The sequence below is a fragment of the Pseudomonas graminis genome (assembly GCF_900111735.1).
In the GTDB taxonomy this organism is placed as follows: Bacteria; Pseudomonadota; Gammaproteobacteria; order Pseudomonadales; family Pseudomonadaceae; genus Aquipseudomonas; species Aquipseudomonas graminis.
Genome location: NZ_FOHW01000013.1, coordinates 46,767 through 64,798, shown reverse-complemented (window position 1 = coordinate 64,798; position 18,032 = coordinate 46,767). Strand labels below are relative to the sequence as shown.

The window sequence follows — 18,032 nt, the reverse complement described above, 5'->3', positions numbered from 1 at the left end:
GAGGCTTGCATCGCTAACGAGAGTGGCGGATCAACGAATCGCGACGCCCAGGCTGGAATTGATGTGGAGCAGCTTGTAGTCCTTGCCGGTGTTGAGGTTCTTCACGTAGTACCACTTCGCCCCGAATACGTTCTTGGCGACGGTGGAGGCCCAGTAGTTGGCATTGCCCATCGGCCAGCGATTGCCGTAGGCGTTATGGATCTCGATCAACTCGTGGATGCTCGGGATACGCCCGCCGATGCGGCTCGCCGCGTTGGACATCTGGGTGTAATTGCCGGAGCCCACGCCGTGGCATTCGATGACGCCGGTGACGGAGACGGTGAAGCTTTTGCTCTCGCCCGCAGCGTCGGTCGCCGTAATGATTGAACCGCCTCTGCTGCGTACCGAAACCAGGCCTGTTGAGTCAACATGAGCCACATTCGGCATGCTCGATGAGTAGGTATAAGGTGGTTTACCGCCGGCTGCTACCCGCTTGATCGTAGTTCCGGTCGGGAAGACCGGAAGCAGTTCGGGATGTCCCGGAAGCAGATAAATCTTTCCGCCCAAGGTGGCTGGAGATGTGTCGAATTCCAGACCTTTGAGAACATTGAGTGACAGTCCTTCAGAGCGGCGAGGTACTCCGTTTCGAATGACTTCATAGCTCACTGTTGCCGTACTGCCTTCAGCTGCAGATATCTGTGCTTTAGGCACATTGAAGACGAGAGCGTGCTGGTCTCCAACTGTTTGCGTGGCTGTATCAAATGTCGAGACGCTAGACCAGCGAGCGGTGACACGATCCTCAGACGCCATGTTGCGGTAACTGACGCGAACAGTTGCGCCTGATTCTGGGATCAATGTGGGACGCAAAATTCCGTCAGCGCCGACTGAGTCGACGGCAGGTGCTGGCAGCTCGAGCACTGAGCTCATGATTTGCAGCCTCACGACCTCGGACTGTTGCAAGGCACCAGCGCGTTCCACGGTGTAGGAGACGTTGACTGTTTGACCATCATTTGCAGTCACCAATTGGCTAGCAAACACGACCGCTAGCTCGCGAGATGCCTCCTCGACCTTGATGACGTTGGTCTTTGTCCCGCTGCCTTTTGGACCGCTCCAGCGAGTTTCAACGATATCGCCAGCCCCCAGATTCGCATCGGAAGCAATCAAGACGGTCGCGCCGCTGGGTGCATCAGCAGGATCGAGCGTGTCGCCTTTGGCTTCTTTGACAGTGGGATTGGGCAACGGCGCGTAGACCATGCTACCGACACGGAATCGCAGTTGTGTGGAGACGAACTTTTGAGTGCCCCGGTCGACTTCGTACCAAGCGGTCACGTCGCTGTTCGTATTGGCCTCTACGACACGCTTGTTGACCCTGAAAATCACTTCTCTACTGACGGTACCGCTGTTAATCACGGTGAAATCAGTGTAACTACCGCTGGATCCTTGGCCGTCCCAATACAGTGTGACCTGATCATTCACTGCAATGCCCGGATACCGTGCGATGCGTACCGTAGCTTCCAGGGAAATGTTCGCGGGGTCCAGTACGCCACTGCTGTCCAGTTCATCGATTGAGGGCGCTGGAAAGTAAGCTCCAGTGTCATCGCCAACCAGCACGTTAAGTACGGGCGACTTGAAAAACTCCCGCTCGAATGAAGTAACGGTGTAGTAAACCTCCAAAGAGCCGCCAGCCAGTGCGTTGACCTTCATGTCGGGAATCGCGTACTGCAAGGTATTGCCTATGTCACCATGACTAAGATTCTTACGCTCTTCGTGCATGACGTTTGCGCCGCCGGCCGTTTTGCCCATCCACACAAGATTGACATCTTGGCCAGGAAGCATGAAGTAGTAAGGAGGCACCTCAACCAATACGTTATGAGCAGTGGGATCCAGTACACCTTCGTTCTGCTCTGCCAACGGAATTCTCGGCGGATCCAGTTCCATCATCTTCCCGATGATTTTCAAAGGTAGATTTTTTGATACCAATGCCTGGCCGGTCGTTTTCATTACCCGATACCTGATGCGAACGCGACCTTGGCTGATCGGTTGGAAAAGATCATTTGGGAGCGAAAAGTCCAAAAATCCGAAGGGATTCTGAACTACTTTTGTCGTTCGATACGTAGGCAGAGGCATACCCGAGCCGGTCTCACGTTCTACAGACAACATGACCTCATCATTTTTAGCGATCTGCGGGTTAGACAGCACCAGAGTCTGGACGGGCGAGCCCGCCAATTTTTCAAGATCGAGCTCCATGTCAGGCGCCTGCGGTGCGACCGGTGCAGGTAAGGTATCCCGTCCAATTTCAACCTGCGCATAGGTCGGCAGTGACCAGCGCGACCAGTTATTCACGACGTCGCGAATTTCATACCGGACTTCGATCATGTCCGAACTGCCCGCGAATTCGATGGCGCCTTTAGGCACCTGAATGATGATTGGCTTTCCGACTTCAGCCTCACTCATGATCACCATCCGAACGAATTGTCCATGCCATGACAACTTGACGTCATCACCTACGGCCATGTTTACGTATGGAGCGATTTCTACGGAGACGCCTTCAGGGGAGGTGATGATGCCGGGTGGGGAAATCGTAGGCGTGCCCAAAGTTTCGTTTTCGTAGGGCGTAGCCGGGTTTGGATCCTTTCCTCCCGGAATATCAAGCTTGACCAATACTTGAATGACACTGGACTGCTCAGGGATCGCCGAAGGGAACGGCGTGTAGATGTACTTGACGTTAGTCAGTCCCGGCTTTATCCAGTGGGTGTCTACGACCAGCGTAAAAATCCCGTCACTAATGGCTGAATCTGATGTATGGGTATAAGAAGATACGGGTTCTTCGTTTGCTCCCCAGTACAACTCGATCTTGTCCTTGGGGTTAAGCTTTAAAGGGCCTACCAGTACCTCCAAGGGTTTCGCGGGGTCGGCTACATCGACGTCACCGATTCCGGCATCGTCGAAGCTCAAAATTGTCGGGTTTGGTAATGTGAAGCTCTTATTGGTTTGCATGTACGATATTCCTTCTAAAAGATGGCGGGCCAGTGGCCCGCCGATGTATTAAACGGTGCAAACACCCGCAACACGAAGGTCGACGTAAGCGCTCGCTCTTTTCGAATTGCCAGTGCCGTTATCACTGATCACTTGGTACGTTGTCTCCGCATGGCCGTAGCAGTGGCGCATTAATTCACTACGAGGGACGGAGAATCTGTACCCGTCGATGACCTGCTCAGAAGTAAGCGGTGCGGACGTATGTGTCCATACGAAACTGAGCTCATCGGATACCAGATCGCTGTACGCTTCATATGTGAAAACGATTGTTTGCCCTACGCTAATGTTCAGGAATGGCTTGATATATATCGGGGCACCATTCACGGAATTTTCTCTGTTGATCGCTCCGTTAGAATTGAGTTGCTCAAATTGAGGAGCATCCAAACCATCTGATCCACCCGGGAGCTCATCCTTGGATCGCACAATGACTCCCCGCTCTTCAGAGAATGACTGGTTAGGATTGCCCGGTTGCGAAACCGAGTAGTAGACGCGAATGTCAGTTCCGGTCCCAATAGGTTTAAATGCAGAGTTTGGGATGACTAGTAGCAGCGGTCGTCCTGCAGCAGTGTCGGAGTTGGTAATGGTGTATGGAGGGATTAAAACCTCTTGTCCACTCCAGTAGATTTGAATGCTCTCGCCGGCGTTGAAGTTGTCGTTCCAGCTGAGGATGACGGTAGCATCAAGTTCGAAGTCATTTTCATCAATGACGTTGTCCTCAGCGCTCGGAGTACTACTGCCACCCTTGATGGTAGGTTTTTCTAGAGTGCCTGGTACAGGCAATTCAATTTTGACATTTACATCAATTGTTTTCGAAACTCCTATCAGGTGTCCGTCGCGCAGCACGTCGTAACGCAATTGACGTACGCCATCACCGGCCTGCGCAATGGTCGCGTACGCAATATCAAATATTAAAACAAATTCTTGGCTCAAATCGTCTAAGTCTACCGGGTATGGGCCAATTGGAATCGGGCCCCATCGCAAAAGTACCTCATCCCCGTCTTGCAGAATAGCGGTGGATGGAATATCCACCTTCACATTGGAAAGTGCGTCGCCGTAGTCAATCAAACCGTCGTAATTCTCAACGACTGGAGGCGAAAGATCAGTGATGACCTCTGTCAGAAACAACGTGATAGTTACTTCTTTAGACGAGGCCGAGAGGTTACCAGCTCGGTCTTTGATCCTGTAATACGTTGCTCCGGGATTGTTTCCCAGTGACAACAAAAAATCCTTGTCAAAAGGTACCTCGATAGGGGTATCGCCATTTTCGTTGCCGGTCAGAACGATTTCGGGGCCCGGGATACTTCCCCAGTAAGTGAAAATGGTGTCGCCCCCGCTCAAGCCGGTGTATCCGTAGATGCGACCTGTCAGCGTGTCGCCCATTGCCGCGAGTTCTGCCGCGGTGAGACCGTCCTTCGCCTCTTCTGGAAAATCCATATACCCGAGCTGGTGTGCCCCAGGTGCGGTTCTGTCGACTTTAATGTCTACCACAGGCGATTCCGCCGTGTTACCACCAGGAAATGAGCTGGTCACATACCTGAGTCTGTAGACGCCATCTGTTGTCAATTCGGCATCCACAGGTATAGCGAGCTCGATAATTGCGCCCTCAATTGGGTTATCAAGAGTGTATTCCTGTCCGACTGTAAAGCCGTTGAGGGTCAGGTGCAGAGAATCATTCGTCTTGGCTCCTTTCCAAATAGTGATCTCAACAATCACATCGTCAAGAAGGTCGTCAGTTTTAATAAGTCCATCGATGGGATCAGCCAAAGGAACCCGAGGGATCGGTAATTCCAGTTCAGCTTTTCGCATTTTATAAGGGCTTTTTGCTGTAGAGTGTGTTCCGGTCTTGCACATTTTAGTCACCGTTATTCGTTTCTCGGATTGCAAATGGAACCTTGTCCAAATTTTTTCAGGGTCAGGCTCTCGTGTCTGAAAGATATTAACTTCCCTTCAGTCCTATTGAAGCAATAGATTTTATGGTGCGTTGTCAAGGGGTATTGTTATTTAAATCAACCAATCTAATTTTTTGCGAATATTCCTACAAGCGAACGGGGATTGGTCTGTAAGAAAAAAACTCGTTGCGATAGGAAGAGGACTATCTCATGTGTATCACCAATTTTTCCTGATAATTCCTAGGGCTCCTATGATCGCCGCTCATTAGAGGAGCAGTTGCATTGAAACAGTTTTTTAAACGTCGCGTGGTGACGTCTTTCGGTTTAAGTATTGCAGGTGTTCTCGTTTGTCTGCAGGCAGGAGCGTCAGAGTTTGAGCGGATTGATATCGGCAACAACTCCATTTATCTCGGACCTGATGATCAGCCAGACTCTTATACACTTGGTGCATTCGGAAAGCTGGATGTATCTGGTGGAACGGTTGACAGAGTCATGGCATACGGGGGAACTATTATCATCCATGATGGCGGCTTGGTAAGGCAGGGTATAGTTGCCGGCAAATGGCTGGATATTGTAGGTTCAGTTGTTCAAGGTGGTTCAAACGTCGCGGTCGTGGTCCAGGAGGGGGGGGCTGGTAATATCCTCGACAGCTGGATAAAGGGTGGCGGCCTTGCCGTTAGTTCAGTGGCTCTCAGCACTGTAAATATATCGAATTCATCAGTCACCGCATTGCAATCCGACGCTTCTGGATACGGATGGGGGGTAGGCGTATTCGGAGGCAAGCTCAATATCGGAGGAGGAAGCAATGTCGTGGGGCTCCAGAACGGCGCATATCTTTCGTCTGGAAGAGTCGCTGGACAAACTGCAACCTTTAATACCGGCAGCCTAGTCATTGACCATTCAGCATTAACATCAATTGAGGGAGCAGCCATCAAAGTTGAGAATGTTTTGGGTAATGATGCCTTCACAGACATACATGTAAAAAATGGTGCCAGCATAACCGCAGGTAACGGTAACATTTTAGAGGTCGTCAAGGGCGGCCACGTGTCTTTCACAGTCGACGAGAGTGAACTGCTGGGTGACTTACATTCTGATCCGGGTAGCGTGTTGGACGTCGGGCTCACCAATGGGGCGAGCCTTACAGGCAACGTATTTGGCATAAATTCAATGACCATTGGTTCCGATTCGAAATGGTTCATGAGCAGTCCCACCGAAATCGGTTTTATGTCTTTGGATGCCGGCACCGTTGGCTTCACCGGAGACGGCTTCCATTCGCTTTCGCTGGGCACGCTGTCCGGCTCGGGTCGTTTCGACATGCGCATCAACCTCGACAACGGCACCGGCGATTTGCTCAGTGTGAACGGTGAGGCGTCGGGCAGGCATCGTCTGCGTATCCAGAACACCGGCACCGAAGCCGTCCCCGCCGAGTTTGACCCGCTTCGGGTGGTTCACACCGAAGGCGGGGACGCGGAGTTCGGGCTGGTGGGCGGTCGTGCGGATCTTGGGGTGTATTCCTACGAGCTCGAACGCCAGGGCAATGACTGGTTTATCGTCGGGTCCGGCAAGGAGATCAGTCCTTCCACGAAAAGTGCGCTGGCGTTGTTCAACACGGCACCGACGGTGTGGAACAGCGAGTTGACGACGTTGCGCAGTCGCATGGGTGAAGTGCGCGGCCAGGAGCAGGGCGGCGGCTGGATGCGTACGTATGGCAGTCGTTTCAATGCGGCGCTGGAGTCCGGCGTTGATTACAGCCAGAAGCAGCAGGGCCTGTCGTTCGGTGCGGACGCGCCTGTGCCGGTGGGCAGCGGTCAGTTGTTGCTCGGATTGATGGGCGGTTACAGCAAGTCGGATCTGGATATCGGCCGAGGCACATCGGGCCAGGTCGACAGCTACTACGTCGGCGCGTATGGCACGTGGTTGTCCGAGGGTGGCTATTACCTGGACGGCGTGGTGAAACTCAACCAGTTCCATAACGAGTCCAAGGTAGCGATGAGCGATGGTACCAAGGCCAAAGGAAACTACAGCAGCAAGGCACTGGGGGGGTCGCTGGAAGTCGGCAAGCATATAAAGCTGGGCGATGAGTATTTCGTCGAGCCGTTTGCGCAGGTGTCCAGCGTCTGGATCGATGGCAGCAGCTACACGCTGGACAACGGCATGCAGGCCAGGACCAACCAGACTCAGTCGATGCTGGGCAAGGTCGGCAGTACGCTGGGACGCAGCTTCGCCCTGAAGGACGGCGGCGTGGTTAAGCCGTACGCACGGGTGGCGTTGGCCCATGAGTTGTCCCGCAGTAATGACGTCAGCGTGAACGGTCAGCGTTTTGACAACGACCTGTTCGGGTCCCGTGCAGAATTGGGCGCAGGTGTTTCGGTGTCGCTGTCCGAGCGACTCCAGGTACACGCTGATTTCGATTACATGAAGGGTGAGCATGTTGAGCAGCCTTGGGGTGCGAACGTGGGTTTACGCCTTGCTTTCTGACATTCTCGTCAGGTGATTGAAGGCGGTTCCAAGGCCCCGGCTGCAGCGATGCAGTCGGGGCTTTTTACGTGCGTTTACGGTTTCGGCTGCATCCGGCGCCGTCGCGGTGGACGTCCCGGTGGCGAGCCCTTGCCGCGTCGCTTCCTCAGGCGGGGCAAGTTGACGGTCAGCGTTTCCGAGATGCCGACGAGCCTGGCGCGCCGCACCACTTCGTAGCGCACCTCGACGCATCCGCTTTCGTAGTCCGCCAGGGTTTCATTGTTGAGGTACTGAACCAGTCGAGGGCCTTTGCGGCCTTCTACCTTGCCGACGGTGGTGTAGAAGGTGTTGTGGCCCCAGCGCAGCTTCAGGTGATCCCCGAACCACAACTTCGGCGAGCGCGGGATGTTGATGTAAATGCCCACATTCAGCTGGGCGTCGGTAGGGCCTTCGGGGTCGGCACCGGTGATGTAAGGCGCTTCGAATACTGGCGCCGGAGGTGGGTGCTTCATCTCGTGATGCCATGGGAAGCCCGGGGCGTTCTGAAGCTGGCCGGCGTAGACCATTGCCTGTTCAGCCGCACTCTTGCCCACGGGCGACACTGCCTGCAGATCTTCGTACAGCGGAATTGAACTCTTGCCGGGTGATTTTCGTTTGGTCCTGCGGGTGTTTTTCGGGTTTGGCACTGTTGCCTTGTTATTGTTATCTGACTCGGTCGGTTGTGAGTGGGGTGGCGGCTGGATATCCGTTTCATCTTCCATTGGAAACTCCTTGATCAGATCGCTAGTGCGAGGATTACAGGATGGGGTGTTGTGCGCTTGCTTGTAGGATGGCGGCGCTGCACATGCCTATGATCGATTCGAAAAATATTACTGTCAAACAAGCGAAGTGCATGAGATTGCATGGCTTCTTCGAAAAAAATTTGCGGTTGAATATATTTTTAATGTGTGGGTCCCGCGCTTTTTACGGTGTTTTTGAGCGATTTAAATAATTATGTATCGCGCGTAGTCTATAAAATTTTGATAGTCCATCAGACACTTCCTACGGAGATGTAGGTTCTGTGGAATCGATGTGCCAAAAAATAATTTAAAATATTTTTTCGAGACGAATTTATTGACAAAACCTCCACGCATAAGCGTGGAGATGGTTACTTTTGGTATTCAGTTGAATAGCCTGAACGCTGGTTACAATTTAAGTGAAATCAGTGTCGGCAGGCTGGTGATGGATGCGTTGCCCGCGCGGTCGGTGACGACATACTCGATGGACACGTTTTCCGCTGCATGGGCTTGCAGGTGTTCGCGGCTGAAAGCGATTTCGACGGGCCGGAGAGTGAGTTCTTCGGCCTGGACCTGATGGGTCGGGCCTTCAACGCCGTTGAGTAATGTCTGGATGACATCGCCCGGTGCCATGCCAGCGTAGCCAGGGAGGAGGCCAATGAGTTGATCGCCGAAGGTGGCGGTGGGGAAGATGAGGGGGGCGAGGAGGGTGGCGCCGGGTTTGGTGCGGTCGACGTGGATTGTGGTCGACGGTGACTCAACGGTAATACCTCCTGGCATGTTCGTGACTCTGTAAGCGATTTCGTAGTGTCCGTCTTTCTCCAGTTCCTCTATCGGTAATGTAAGTGACAAAAAAGTTCCCGGTAACGGCAGCGGCACGGGTACTGGTTGAATCGGCCCAACCATGATGCCATTGACCATCAGCTGAAAGACATCTCCCTCATCCGAGTACGTCCATGCTTCCACCACTACAGAAAGATTCTGGGTTAGATCGGCGAGCTTTATGAGTCCATCACTATCAGCCACGGGTACAAAAGGTGCAACTAGACCTGTCGAGCTCATCAGTATCTCCACTTGGAAAATCTCTGCGTTCTATTTGCAGAGAGTGAATATAAATTAGTTATCCAGATCAACAAATACCCCACATATGGTGGTAACTATTTATCGTCTTTCAATAATCAACTAATAGAGTTCGACAAATCCTGTCAATGCCCCGAGCCCGCCTCAAACTCAAAAACCACACGCTCCAACGATTTTCAGAAATGTCCTACTTAAATCCTGATACCAACAAAAAGGCCCCGGCAGACGATCTGCCGGGGCCTTCGCATAACCCATCAATCACTCAGCGGTTAAAGCGCTCCACCAACGAGTATTGCGTGTTGGCGGTGTGGGTCAACTCCGCACTGAGCGTGGCCGAGCGACGGGCTTCGTCGGAGGTCTGGTCGGCCAGGTGCGCGATGGTGCTGATGTTGCGGCTGACCTCTTCCGCCACCGAGCTTTGCTCTTCGGTGGCGGCGGCGATCTGCGTGGTCATGTCGGTGATGTTGGCCACTGCATCGCTGATGCCCACCAGCGCCCTGTCGGCTTCCATGACCTGCTCGACACCTTCTTCAGCCTGGCGACGACCTGTGTTCATGGTCTGCACTGCGTTGGTGGCCGTCTGTTGCAGCTTGGCGATAAGGGCGTGGATCTGGCCGGTGGATTCGGTGGTGCGTTGTGCCAGTTGGCGGACTTCATCGGCGACGACGGCAAAGCCACGACCCATCTCGCCCGCGCGGGCGGCTTCGATGGCGGCGTTCAGAGCCAGCAGGTTGGTTTGGTCGGCGATGCCTTTGATGACATCGACAACGCCGCCGATTTCGTCGCTGTCCTTCGCCAGTTGGGTCACGGTCAGGCCGGTTTCGCCCACCGACGTGGACAAGCGCTGGATGGCTTCGCGGGTGTCGCTGGCAATTTCGCGGCCGCGACGGGTCAGCTCGTTGGCCTGCTGCGTGGCGTCAGCGGTGCGCTGCACGTGATTGGCGACTTCCTGGGTGGTCGCGGCCATCTGGTTGACAGCGGTGGCGACCTGTTCGGTTTCGACGCGCTGACGTTCCAGGCCAGTGGAGCTGGCCTGCGCCAGGGTGTCGGACTGACGCGCCTGGGCGTTGAGGTGTTCGGCGGTGTCCTGCAGGCGGGTGAGGCAGGTCTTCAGACGCGCTTCCTGACTGAGGATCGACATCTCCAGCCGAGCCTGTGCGCCGCGGCTGTCGGTGTACATCTGCGCGATCAGCGGGTCGGAGGTGGTTTGCTCGGCCAGGCGCAGCAGACGCTTGAGGCCCCGCTGTTGCCAGCTCAATCCCAGCAGGCCAAGCGGCACGGACAGCGCGGCGGCGAGCAGGAATCCCCAATGGGAATTCAGCCACACGCCAATCAAAAAGCTCACCTGGCTCACCAGGATGAACGGCAGCCAGTCCTGCAACATTGGCAGCCACTTGTCACGACTTGGCACCGCACTTTTGCCGCTGTTCAGTCGTTTGTAGAGTGCTTCGGCGCGACGCACCTGTTCAGCGGTCGGCTTGATGCGCACGGACTCGAAGCCCACGACCTGCTTGTTCTCGAAGACCGGCGTGACATAAGCGTTGACCCAGTAGTGGTCGCCGTTCTTGCAGCGGTTCTTGACGATCCCCATCCACGGCAGGCCCTGCTTGAGCGTGGCCCACATGTGTTCGAAAACCGCCGGTGGCACGTCTGGATGGCGCACCGTGTTGTGGGGCGACTTGATCAGTTCATCCTGGGAAAAACCGCTGATTTCAATGAAGGCGTCGTTGCAATAGGTGATGACGCCGCGCGCATCGGTGGTAGAGATCAACCGTTGCTGCGCCGGGAAGGTCCGTTCGCGTTGAGTGATGGGCTGGTTATTTCGCATGAGCTATTCGATCCAGGAAGGCTGTGAACGGTTATCGGCCTGAAGCGAAAAATATTAAGTTTTTGTGAACTGCGTCATAAGACGGGTGTCGCGAAGTCTTTACCGGTCGAACATTGGGTAGGTGAACAGGCTGAAATGCAGCAGGTTCAGGCCAAAGTGGGTGAGCACGGCAGCGGGCAGGCCGCCCAGTCGATAGGCAATGCCATAACCCACACCTGCGATGCCCGCCAGCAGCGCCCACTCCCAGCCAGCGCCGATGTGCGCCAGGCCGAACAGTGCCGACGCCATCACGATTGCGAGAGCGTCGTGGTAAGGCAGAGGCTGCAACCATCGTTTAAGGCTCCCTTGCAGGTAACCCCTAAAAAGCAGTTCCTCGGTGAGCGTGACCAACAGCAGGTTATTCACCGCCCAGATTTCCGCTTGCTCGGGCCACTTGGCCGACCAGCCGACAAGGCCCAGCAGCAGCGCCGTTGATAAACACGCTGCGGCGGTGAAGGGAAGGGCGATGAGGGTGACGCCCAGCCAGCGTCGTGGGCTCAACGCAATAAACACCCAGGGGCAGGCGATGGCGATCCAGTAGCCAATGAGGGGCTTGTCGAGATTCAGGTACATCGAATAGGGCGCGGCCTCGGGGCTGAGGCGCACGCCGGCGATTGCCCTGGCACTGAGGAAGCCGGGCCACCAGTGACTGGTCAGCCCCGCTGCGATGGCGATGAACAGGGCGTGGCCGAAGAGGCGTACGGCGCGGTGCTGGAAATGGCTGACACAGATGGCGGCCATGATCAGCAGTCCGAACGTGACAACCACGGGCACGCTGAGCTGGCCGTAGATCAGCGCCAGGCAGTAGCCGAGAGAGAGCAGAAAGAGGGCAGTCCAGCGTTGCACCGACATTGAAGTCGTCCTTGAGCGTCGGAATAGGCTGGCGATTTTAACGTTGATTAAACGCGTGTGTATGTCGGATCAACGGGGAGTCGGTCCGAATGTTTTGTTGATGAAGGGCGGAGGTTGTGTAGGGCGTTTCTGATGACAACGGATTTGGATGGGGCACTGGTGATTTGCGGTGAGGCAGATGACGTCTTCCCGGCTAAAGCCAGTCCCACTGGATGAACGCGTACCGTCAGTAGGACCGGCTTTAGCCGGGAGGAGGTCGGTTTGAGCACCCTCAATTTCGCGGTGTACCCCACGACGCTTTCCCGGCTAAAGCCAGTCCCACTGACAGCGAGACCGGCTTCAGCCGGGATGAGGCTCAGGAAGCAATCAACTGCCGCAGCACGTAGTGCAGAATCCCGCCCGCCTTGAAGTATTCCACCTCATTCAGGGTGTCGATCCGACACAACACGTCGATGTTTTCCTGCTGGCCATCCTCACGGGTGATCTGCACCGCCAGGCTCATGCCCGGTTGCAGGGTGGCGCCGGTGAGCCCGGTGATGTTCAGCACTTCCTTGCCGGTCAGGCCCAGGGTTTTACGGCTTTCGCCCGCCCTGAACTGCAGCGGCAGGACGCCCATGCCGACCAGGTTGGAACGGTGGATGCGCTCGAAGCTCTCGGCGATGACCGCTTTGACGCCCAGCAGATTCGTCCCCTTCGCCGCCCAGTCGCGACTGGAGCCCGTGCCATATTCCTGACCGGCAATGACCACCAGCGGCGTGCCTTCGTCCTGATAACGCATCGCCGCGTCATAGATCGGCAGCTTCTCGTCGGTGGGCACATGCAGCGTGTAGCCGCCTTCTTCGCCGCCGAGCATTTCGTTGCGTATGCGGATGTTGGCAAAGGTGCCGCGCATCATCACTTCATGGTTGCCACGCCGCGAGCCGTAGGAGTTGAAGTCCTTGTACTCCACGCCCTTGCTGCGCAGGTAGCGACCGGCCGGGCTGTCGAGTTTGATGTTGCCGGCGGGGGAGATGTGGTCAGTGGTCACCGAATCGCCCAGCACCGCCAGCACGCGAGCCTGCTGCACGTCGGCGATAACCGGAAGCGGACCGGCGACGTCCTCAAAAAACGGCGGGTGTTGGATGTAGGTCGAGTCCGGCTGCCAGACGTAGGTCGCCGCCTCGGGCACCTCAATGGCCTGCCACTGCTCGTCGCCGGCGAACACCTCCGCGTATTCCTTGTGAAACATGCCGGTGCTGACGTTCATGACCGCGTCGGCAATTTCCTGCTGGGTCGGCCAGATGTCACGCAGGTACACCGGCTTGCCATCGCTGCCTTCGCCCAGGGGTTCGCTGCTCAGGTCGGTGCGCACGCTGCCGGCCAACGCGTAAGCAACCACCAGCGGCGGTGAGGCCAGCCAGTTGGTTTTCACCAGCGGGTGCACCCGTCCTTCAAAGTTTCGGTTGCCCGACAGCACCGACGCGACGGTCAGGTCCGATTGCTGAATGGCTTTTTCGATCGGGTCAGGAAGCGGCCCGGAGTTGCCGATGCAGGTGGTGCAGCCGTAGCCCACCAGGTCGAAGCCCAACTTATCGAGATACTCCGTGAGACCAGCGGCGTTGTAGTAATCGGTCACCACCTTGGAGCCAGGTGCGAGCGAACTCTTCACCCACGGTTTGCGCTGCAGCCCTTTCTCCACGGCCTTTTTCGCCAGCAGGCCGGCCGCCATCATCACACTGGGGTTGGAAGTGTTGGTGCAGGAGGTGATGGCCGCGATGACCACCGCGCCGTTTTTCAAGCGATAGGTCTGGCCGTTGTATTCATACTCAGCCTCGCCCACCTGGGCGGCGTTGCCCACTGCGACACCGCCGCCGCCTTCGCTTTCCAGTCGGCCTTCTTCGTGCTTGCTCGGGCTGACCGCCAGGCCCAGGAAGTCGCTGAAGGCCTGGGCGACATCGGGGAGGGCGACGCGGTCCTGGGGACGTTTTGGTCCCGCGAGACTGGCCACGACAGAACCCATGTCCAGCTCCAGCGCATCGGTGAACGCCGGTTCCTGACCGGGCAGGCGCCACAGGCCCTGGGCCTTGCAATAGGCCTCGACCAATTTCACCGCTTCGTCCGGACGCCCCGACAGGCGCAGGTATTCGAGCGTGACGTCGTCGACCGGGAAGAAACCGCAGGTCGCACCGTATTCCGGGGCCATGTTGGCAATGGTGGCCCGGTCCGCCAGCGGCAAGTCAGCCAGGCCATCGCCATAGAACTCGACGAACTTGCCGACCACGCCTTTCTTGCGCAGCATTTGCGTCACGGTCAGCACCAGGTCCGTGGCGGTGATGCCTTCGCGCAGTTTGCCGATGAGCTTGAAGCCGATGACTTCCGGAATCAGCATCGACACCGGTTGGCCGAGCATGGCCGCTTCCGCCTCGATGCCGCCGACGCCCCAGCCGAGTACGCCGAGGCCGTTGATCATGGTGGTGTGGGAATCGGTACCGACCAGCGTGTCCGGGAAGGCGTAGGTGCGGCCGTCTTCTTCCTTGGTCCACACGGTGCGGCCGAGGTATTCCAGGTTGACCTGATGGCAGATGCCGGTACCCGGCGGCACCACGCTGAAATTATCGAACGCGCTCTGGCCCCAGCGCAGGAACGCGTAACGCTCGCCGTTGCGCTGCATCTCGATGTCGACGTTCTCGCCAAAGGCCTTGTCGTCGCCGAAACGGTCGACCATGACCGAGTGATCGATGACCAGGTCCACCGGCGACAGCGGGTTGATGCGCTGGGGATCGCCGCCGGCCTTGGCCACGGCGGCGCGCATGGCAGCGAGGTCAACCACCGCCGGCACGCCGGTGAAATCCTGCATCAGCACGCGCGCGGGGCGGTACTGGATTTCCCGACGGGATTTGCGCTCGGTCAGCCAGTCGGCGAGGGCCTTGAGGTCGTCGCCGGTCACCGTGTGGTTGTCTTCCCAGCGCAGCAGGTTTTCCAGTAGCACCTTGAGCGACATGGGCAGTTTGTCTAGATTGCCCAGCGTGCGCGCGGCATCCGGGAGGCTGAAATAGTGGTAGGTCTTGTCGTTGACTTCGAGGGTTTTGAGGCTTTTCAGGCTATCGAGGGAGGGCATGACTGACTCCTTGACGGTCCGTGCAGTACGCGCGGACGGGCGATCGACGGTAAGACGGGCTTGCAGCAGCGCTCTGGTCGGCGCCTTTAAGTGATCGTTGAGTAGTACTGGACCCACCGGCTGAGCCAGTGGTTCCTGATTCGGCTATCATGCGCCGCTTTCGAGTCATTGAGGTTAATCCTCATGTACAGCTTGTGCCGCGACCCGATTCGTGGCGCGCGAGGAGACCGTCCCGTGAACACCCTTTTCATGCATTGCCGCCCCGGCTTCGAAAGCGAGGTCTGCTCGGAACTCAGCGAGCACGCCGCCCGCCTTGAGGTGTCCGGCTACGCCAAGGCCAAGACTGACGCCGCTTTCGCCGAATTCATCTGCACCGAGGCCGATGGTGCGGAGCGCCTGATGAACAGCCTGAAGTTCCGCGAGCTGATTTTCCCCCGGCAGTGGGCCCGTGGCGTGTTTGTCCAGCTGCCCGAGACCGATCGCATTAGCGTGATCCTCGAGCACATGGCCGGGTTTGCGCCGTGCGGCAGCCTGTGGCTGGAAGTGGTCGACACCAACGACGGCAAGGAGCTTTCGACCTTCTGCCGCAAGTTCGAAGCGCCGTTGCGCAAGGCCCTGGAGAAGGCCGGCAAACTGGTCGACAACCCGAGCCTGCCGCGTTTGCTGCTGACCTTTAAAAGCGGGCGCGAGGTGTTTCTCGGGCTGGCTGACGCAGACAACTCGGCGATGTGGCCCATGGGCATTCCGCGCCTGAAATTTCCCCGGGAAGCGCCGAGCCGCTCCACCCTCAAGCTCGAAGAAGCGTGGCACCACTTCATCCCTCGGGATCAGTGGGACGAGCGCCTGTCGGGCGACATGACTGGCGTTGACCTCGGTGCGGCGCCCGGTGGATGGACCTATCAGCTGGTGCGGCGCGGCATGTTGGTCACCGCTATCGATAACGGACCAATGGCCGAAAGCCTGATGGACACCGGGCTGGTGCAGCACTTGATGGCGGATGGCTTCACTTTCAAGCCCCGTCAGCCGGTGGACTGGATGGTCTGCGACATCGTCGAAAAGCCCGCACGCAACGCCGCGCTGCTGGAAACCTGGCTGGGCGAAGGTCTGTGCCGCGAGGCCGTGGTCAATCTCAAGTTGCCGATGAAGCAGCGCTACGCCGAAGTGCGACGCCTGCTGGAGCGCATCGAAGACGGCTTCAAGGCGCGCGGCGTCAAGGTCGCCATCGGTTGCAAGCAGCTGTACCACGATCGCGAAGAAGTGACCTGCCACCTGCGCCGGCTGGACATGAAGCGCAAGGGCTGATCCGCCCATCACGCGTCTGCAACATCGCACCAGACGCCGATCATTGCAGGAGCGCGCTTGCCCGCGAATGCGGTGTTTCAGGCGCTGCGCGAAGATTGATAGGTTCGCCAGCAAGCCGGCTCGGATTCGAATTCCTGGCGTGGCGCATTTTCATGGTGTGTGCAATCGACGAGCAAGGGCACGCTGTCCATAATCAGCGTGCGCGCCCGCGGGGCGTAGAGGAGGGGAGAAGCGATGAGCGTTGAACACAAGGGACCTGACGCCGACATCCTCATCGTCGGCGGTGGTCTCAGCGGCACGATGCTGGCGGTGCAGTTGCTGCGCTTGCCGGGGCGGCGCCGGATCCTGATCGTCGAGTCACGCAGCGAGTTGGGCCGGGGCGAGGCCTACAGCGCCACCGAACTGGGCCATACGCTGAACGGCAACGCCGCGCGCATGAGCGTCGATCCGGACGACGTCGACGACCTCACCCGCTGGCTCACCGATTACATTGCCGCCGGCGGTTGGCCGGAGTCTGATCAGCAGCACGTGCCGGTGGCCGAGCTGTTTCCGCCCCGTGGGATTTTCGGTCTGTACGTCCAGCAGCGTCTGGCCGAGGCCCGGGTAGTCGGCGAGCGCTACAGCTCCAGCGTCGAGCACGTGCGCGGCGAAGTGACCGACTTGCAGGCCGACGCCGCCGGCCTGAGCCTGACCCTCGCCAGCGGCGAACATTTGACCGGCCGCTTTGGCGTATTGGCAACGGGCATGTTCGCCGCCGCACGCACGCCTCAGCGCGATTCAAATGCCCTCAACGCCGCCGCCGTCGATCCGTGGGATGTCAACGCCATGCGCCAGCTTGACCCCCAGGGCCGTGTGTTGATCATTGGCTCGGGCCTGACCATGGTCGACGCCGTGGTGTCCCTGGAGCAAGCCGGTCACCGTGGGCCCATCGACGTGTTTTCCCGCCACGGTCTGCTGCCCCACGTGCGCCGTCAGCCGCCGACGTGGCCGGACTTCCTCGCCGCCGACCCGAACATACGCAGCACCCGGCAACTGGTCCGGGCCTTGCGCGAGCAGTGCGCGCAGGCGGCGGCCCAGGGCATCGACTGGCAGGCGCCGCTCGACACCGTGCGCGTGCATATTCCTCGGCTGTGGAGTCAGGCGTCTGACCTGCAGCGGCGCCAATTCGTACGTCATGTCCGGCCGTGGTGGGAAAGCCATCATCACCGCTCGCCGCCGCCCAGTGCGCAGTTGCTGGAGCGGCTGATCGGCGAAGGGCGCCTGCACGTCCACGCCGCTTCGTTGCTCAGCGTGGAGGGTGCCCAAGGCGGACAGGTCTCCATCAGCGTTCGCTATCGCGGCCAGGACGAGTCCACCAACGAGACCGGTGCCGCGCTGGTCAACTCGACCGGTATTCAATACGACTGGCGTCGGGTCGATCGTGCCCTGCCGCGCAATCTGCTGGCCCGCGGCCTGATTCACCCGGGGCCGCTCGCGCTGGGCATTGCCGCCGACGCGGGCGGCGCCGTGATGGACGCCGAGGGGCGCTACTCGTCGCGATTGTTCGCCATGGGCCCGCCTTTGCGCGGGCTGTGGTGGGAAAGTACCGCCGTCACCGACGTGGCGTTGCAGGCCAAGGCGCTGGCGGCGCGGCTGGCGGCGTCGAGCAGTGTGCCAGGCTGAATGACCAGGGAATTGTGTCGACCACGACACAGTTT

At 57.9% G+C, this 18,032-nt stretch carries 10 protein-coding genes; 3 read left to right on the top strand and 7 right to left on the bottom strand.

Annotation, left to right across the window (positions count from 1 at the left end):
• Nucleotides 1–30 precede the first annotated feature (30 nt).
• Nucleotides 31–2,976, bottom strand: a complete 2,946-nt coding sequence (locus BMY98_RS12000; protein WP_074889187.1) for a hypothetical protein — start codon at nt 2,974–2,976, stop codon at nt 31–33.
• A gap of 48 nt (nt 2,977–3,024) precedes the next feature.
• Nucleotides 3,025–4,866 (bottom strand): hypothetical protein, encoded by a 1,842-nt coding sequence (locus BMY98_RS11995; protein ID WP_245760052.1) that lies wholly within the window; start codon nt 4,864–4,866, stop codon nt 3,025–3,027.
• Between the two features lie 530 nt (nt 4,867–5,396).
• On the opposite strand from BMY98_RS11995, the gene BMY98_RS11990 reads away from it, so the two are divergent.
• A complete protein-coding gene (locus BMY98_RS11990) occupies nt 5,397–7,382 on the top strand; it encodes an autotransporter outer membrane beta-barrel domain-containing protein (protein WP_083398771.1) in 1,986 nt (661 codons plus the stop codon).
• Nucleotides 7,383–7,456: 74 nt separating this feature from the next.
• Here BMY98_RS11990 and BMY98_RS11985 read toward each other — a convergent pair whose 3' ends face one another.
• From BMY98_RS11985 to acnA, 5 genes are all read right to left on the bottom strand, one after another.
• Nucleotides 7,457–8,122, bottom strand: coding sequence for a hypothetical protein (locus BMY98_RS11985; protein ID WP_074889182.1), 666 nt, complete (start codon nt 8,120–8,122; stop codon nt 7,457–7,459).
• A 423-nt stretch (nt 8,123–8,545) separates the two neighbouring features.
• Entirely contained in the window at nt 8,546–9,199 is a 654-nt protein-coding gene (locus tag BMY98_RS11980; protein ID WP_083398769.1) for a hypothetical protein, read from the bottom strand.
• A 280-nt stretch (nt 9,200–9,479) separates the two neighbouring features.
• Nucleotides 9,480–11,045, bottom strand: a complete 1,566-nt coding sequence (locus BMY98_RS11975; RefSeq protein ID WP_074889179.1) for a methyl-accepting chemotaxis protein — start codon at nt 11,043–11,045, stop codon at nt 9,480–9,482.
• 99 nt (nt 11,046–11,144) lie between these two features.
• Nucleotides 11,145–11,936, bottom strand: coding sequence for a CPBP family intramembrane glutamic endopeptidase (locus tag BMY98_RS11970; protein WP_074889176.1), 792 nt, complete (start codon nt 11,934–11,936; stop codon nt 11,145–11,147).
• Between the two features lie 355 nt (nt 11,937–12,291).
• Nucleotides 12,292–15,033, bottom strand: a complete 2,742-nt coding sequence (gene acnA / locus BMY98_RS11965; protein WP_074889174.1) for an aconitate hydratase AcnA — start codon at nt 15,031–15,033, stop codon at nt 12,292–12,294.
• 234 nt (nt 15,034–15,267) lie between these two features.
• On the opposite strand from acnA, the gene rlmM reads away from it, so the two are divergent.
• Complete coding sequence (gene rlmM / locus BMY98_RS11960) at nt 15,268–16,335, top strand: 23S rRNA (cytidine(2498)-2'-O)-methyltransferase RlmM (protein ID WP_074889171.1); 1,068 nt, start codon at nt 15,268–15,270, stop codon at nt 16,333–16,335.
• A 234-nt stretch (nt 16,336–16,569) separates the two neighbouring features.
• Nucleotides 16,570–17,997 carry an FAD/NAD(P)-binding protein gene (locus BMY98_RS11955; protein ID WP_074889168.1) on the top strand — a complete coding sequence of 476 codons (1,428 nt, stop codon included), beginning with the start codon at nt 16,570–16,572 and terminating at the stop codon, nt 17,995–17,997.
• The last annotated feature ends 35 nt before the right edge of the window (nt 17,998–18,032 follow it).

Bases quoted from the DNA above. Each gene is read 5' to 3' on its own strand.
- BMY98_RS11980 (WP_083398769.1), bottom strand. From the start codon at position 9,199: ATGAGCTCGACAGGTCTAGTTGCACCTTTTGTACCCGTGGCTGATAGT.
- acnA (WP_074889174.1), bottom strand. From the start codon at position 15,033: ATGCCCTCCCTCGATAGCCTGAAAAGCCTCAAAACCCTCGAAGTCAAC.
- BMY98_RS11970 (WP_074889176.1), bottom strand. From the start codon at position 11,936: ATGTCGGTGCAACGCTGGACTGCCCTCTTTCTGCTCTCTCTCGGCTAC.
- BMY98_RS11985 (WP_074889182.1), bottom strand. From the start codon at position 8,122: ATGGAAGATGAAACGGATATCCAGCCGCCACCCCACTCACAACCGACC.
- BMY98_RS11990 (WP_083398771.1), top strand. From the start codon at position 5,397: ATGGCATACGGGGGAACTATTATCATCCATGATGGCGGCTTGGTAAGG.
- BMY98_RS11975 (WP_074889179.1), bottom strand. From the start codon at position 11,045: ATGCGAAATAACCAGCCCATCACTCAACGCGAACGGACCTTCCCGGCG.
- BMY98_RS11995 (WP_245760052.1), bottom strand. From the start codon at position 4,866: ATGTGCAAGACCGGAACACACTCTACAGCAAAAAGCCCTTATAAAATG.
- BMY98_RS11955 (WP_074889168.1), top strand. From the start codon at position 16,570: ATGAGCGTTGAACACAAGGGACCTGACGCCGACATCCTCATCGTCGGC.
- BMY98_RS12000 (WP_074889187.1), bottom strand. From the start codon at position 2,976: ATGCAAACCAATAAGAGCTTCACATTACCAAACCCGACAATTTTGAGC.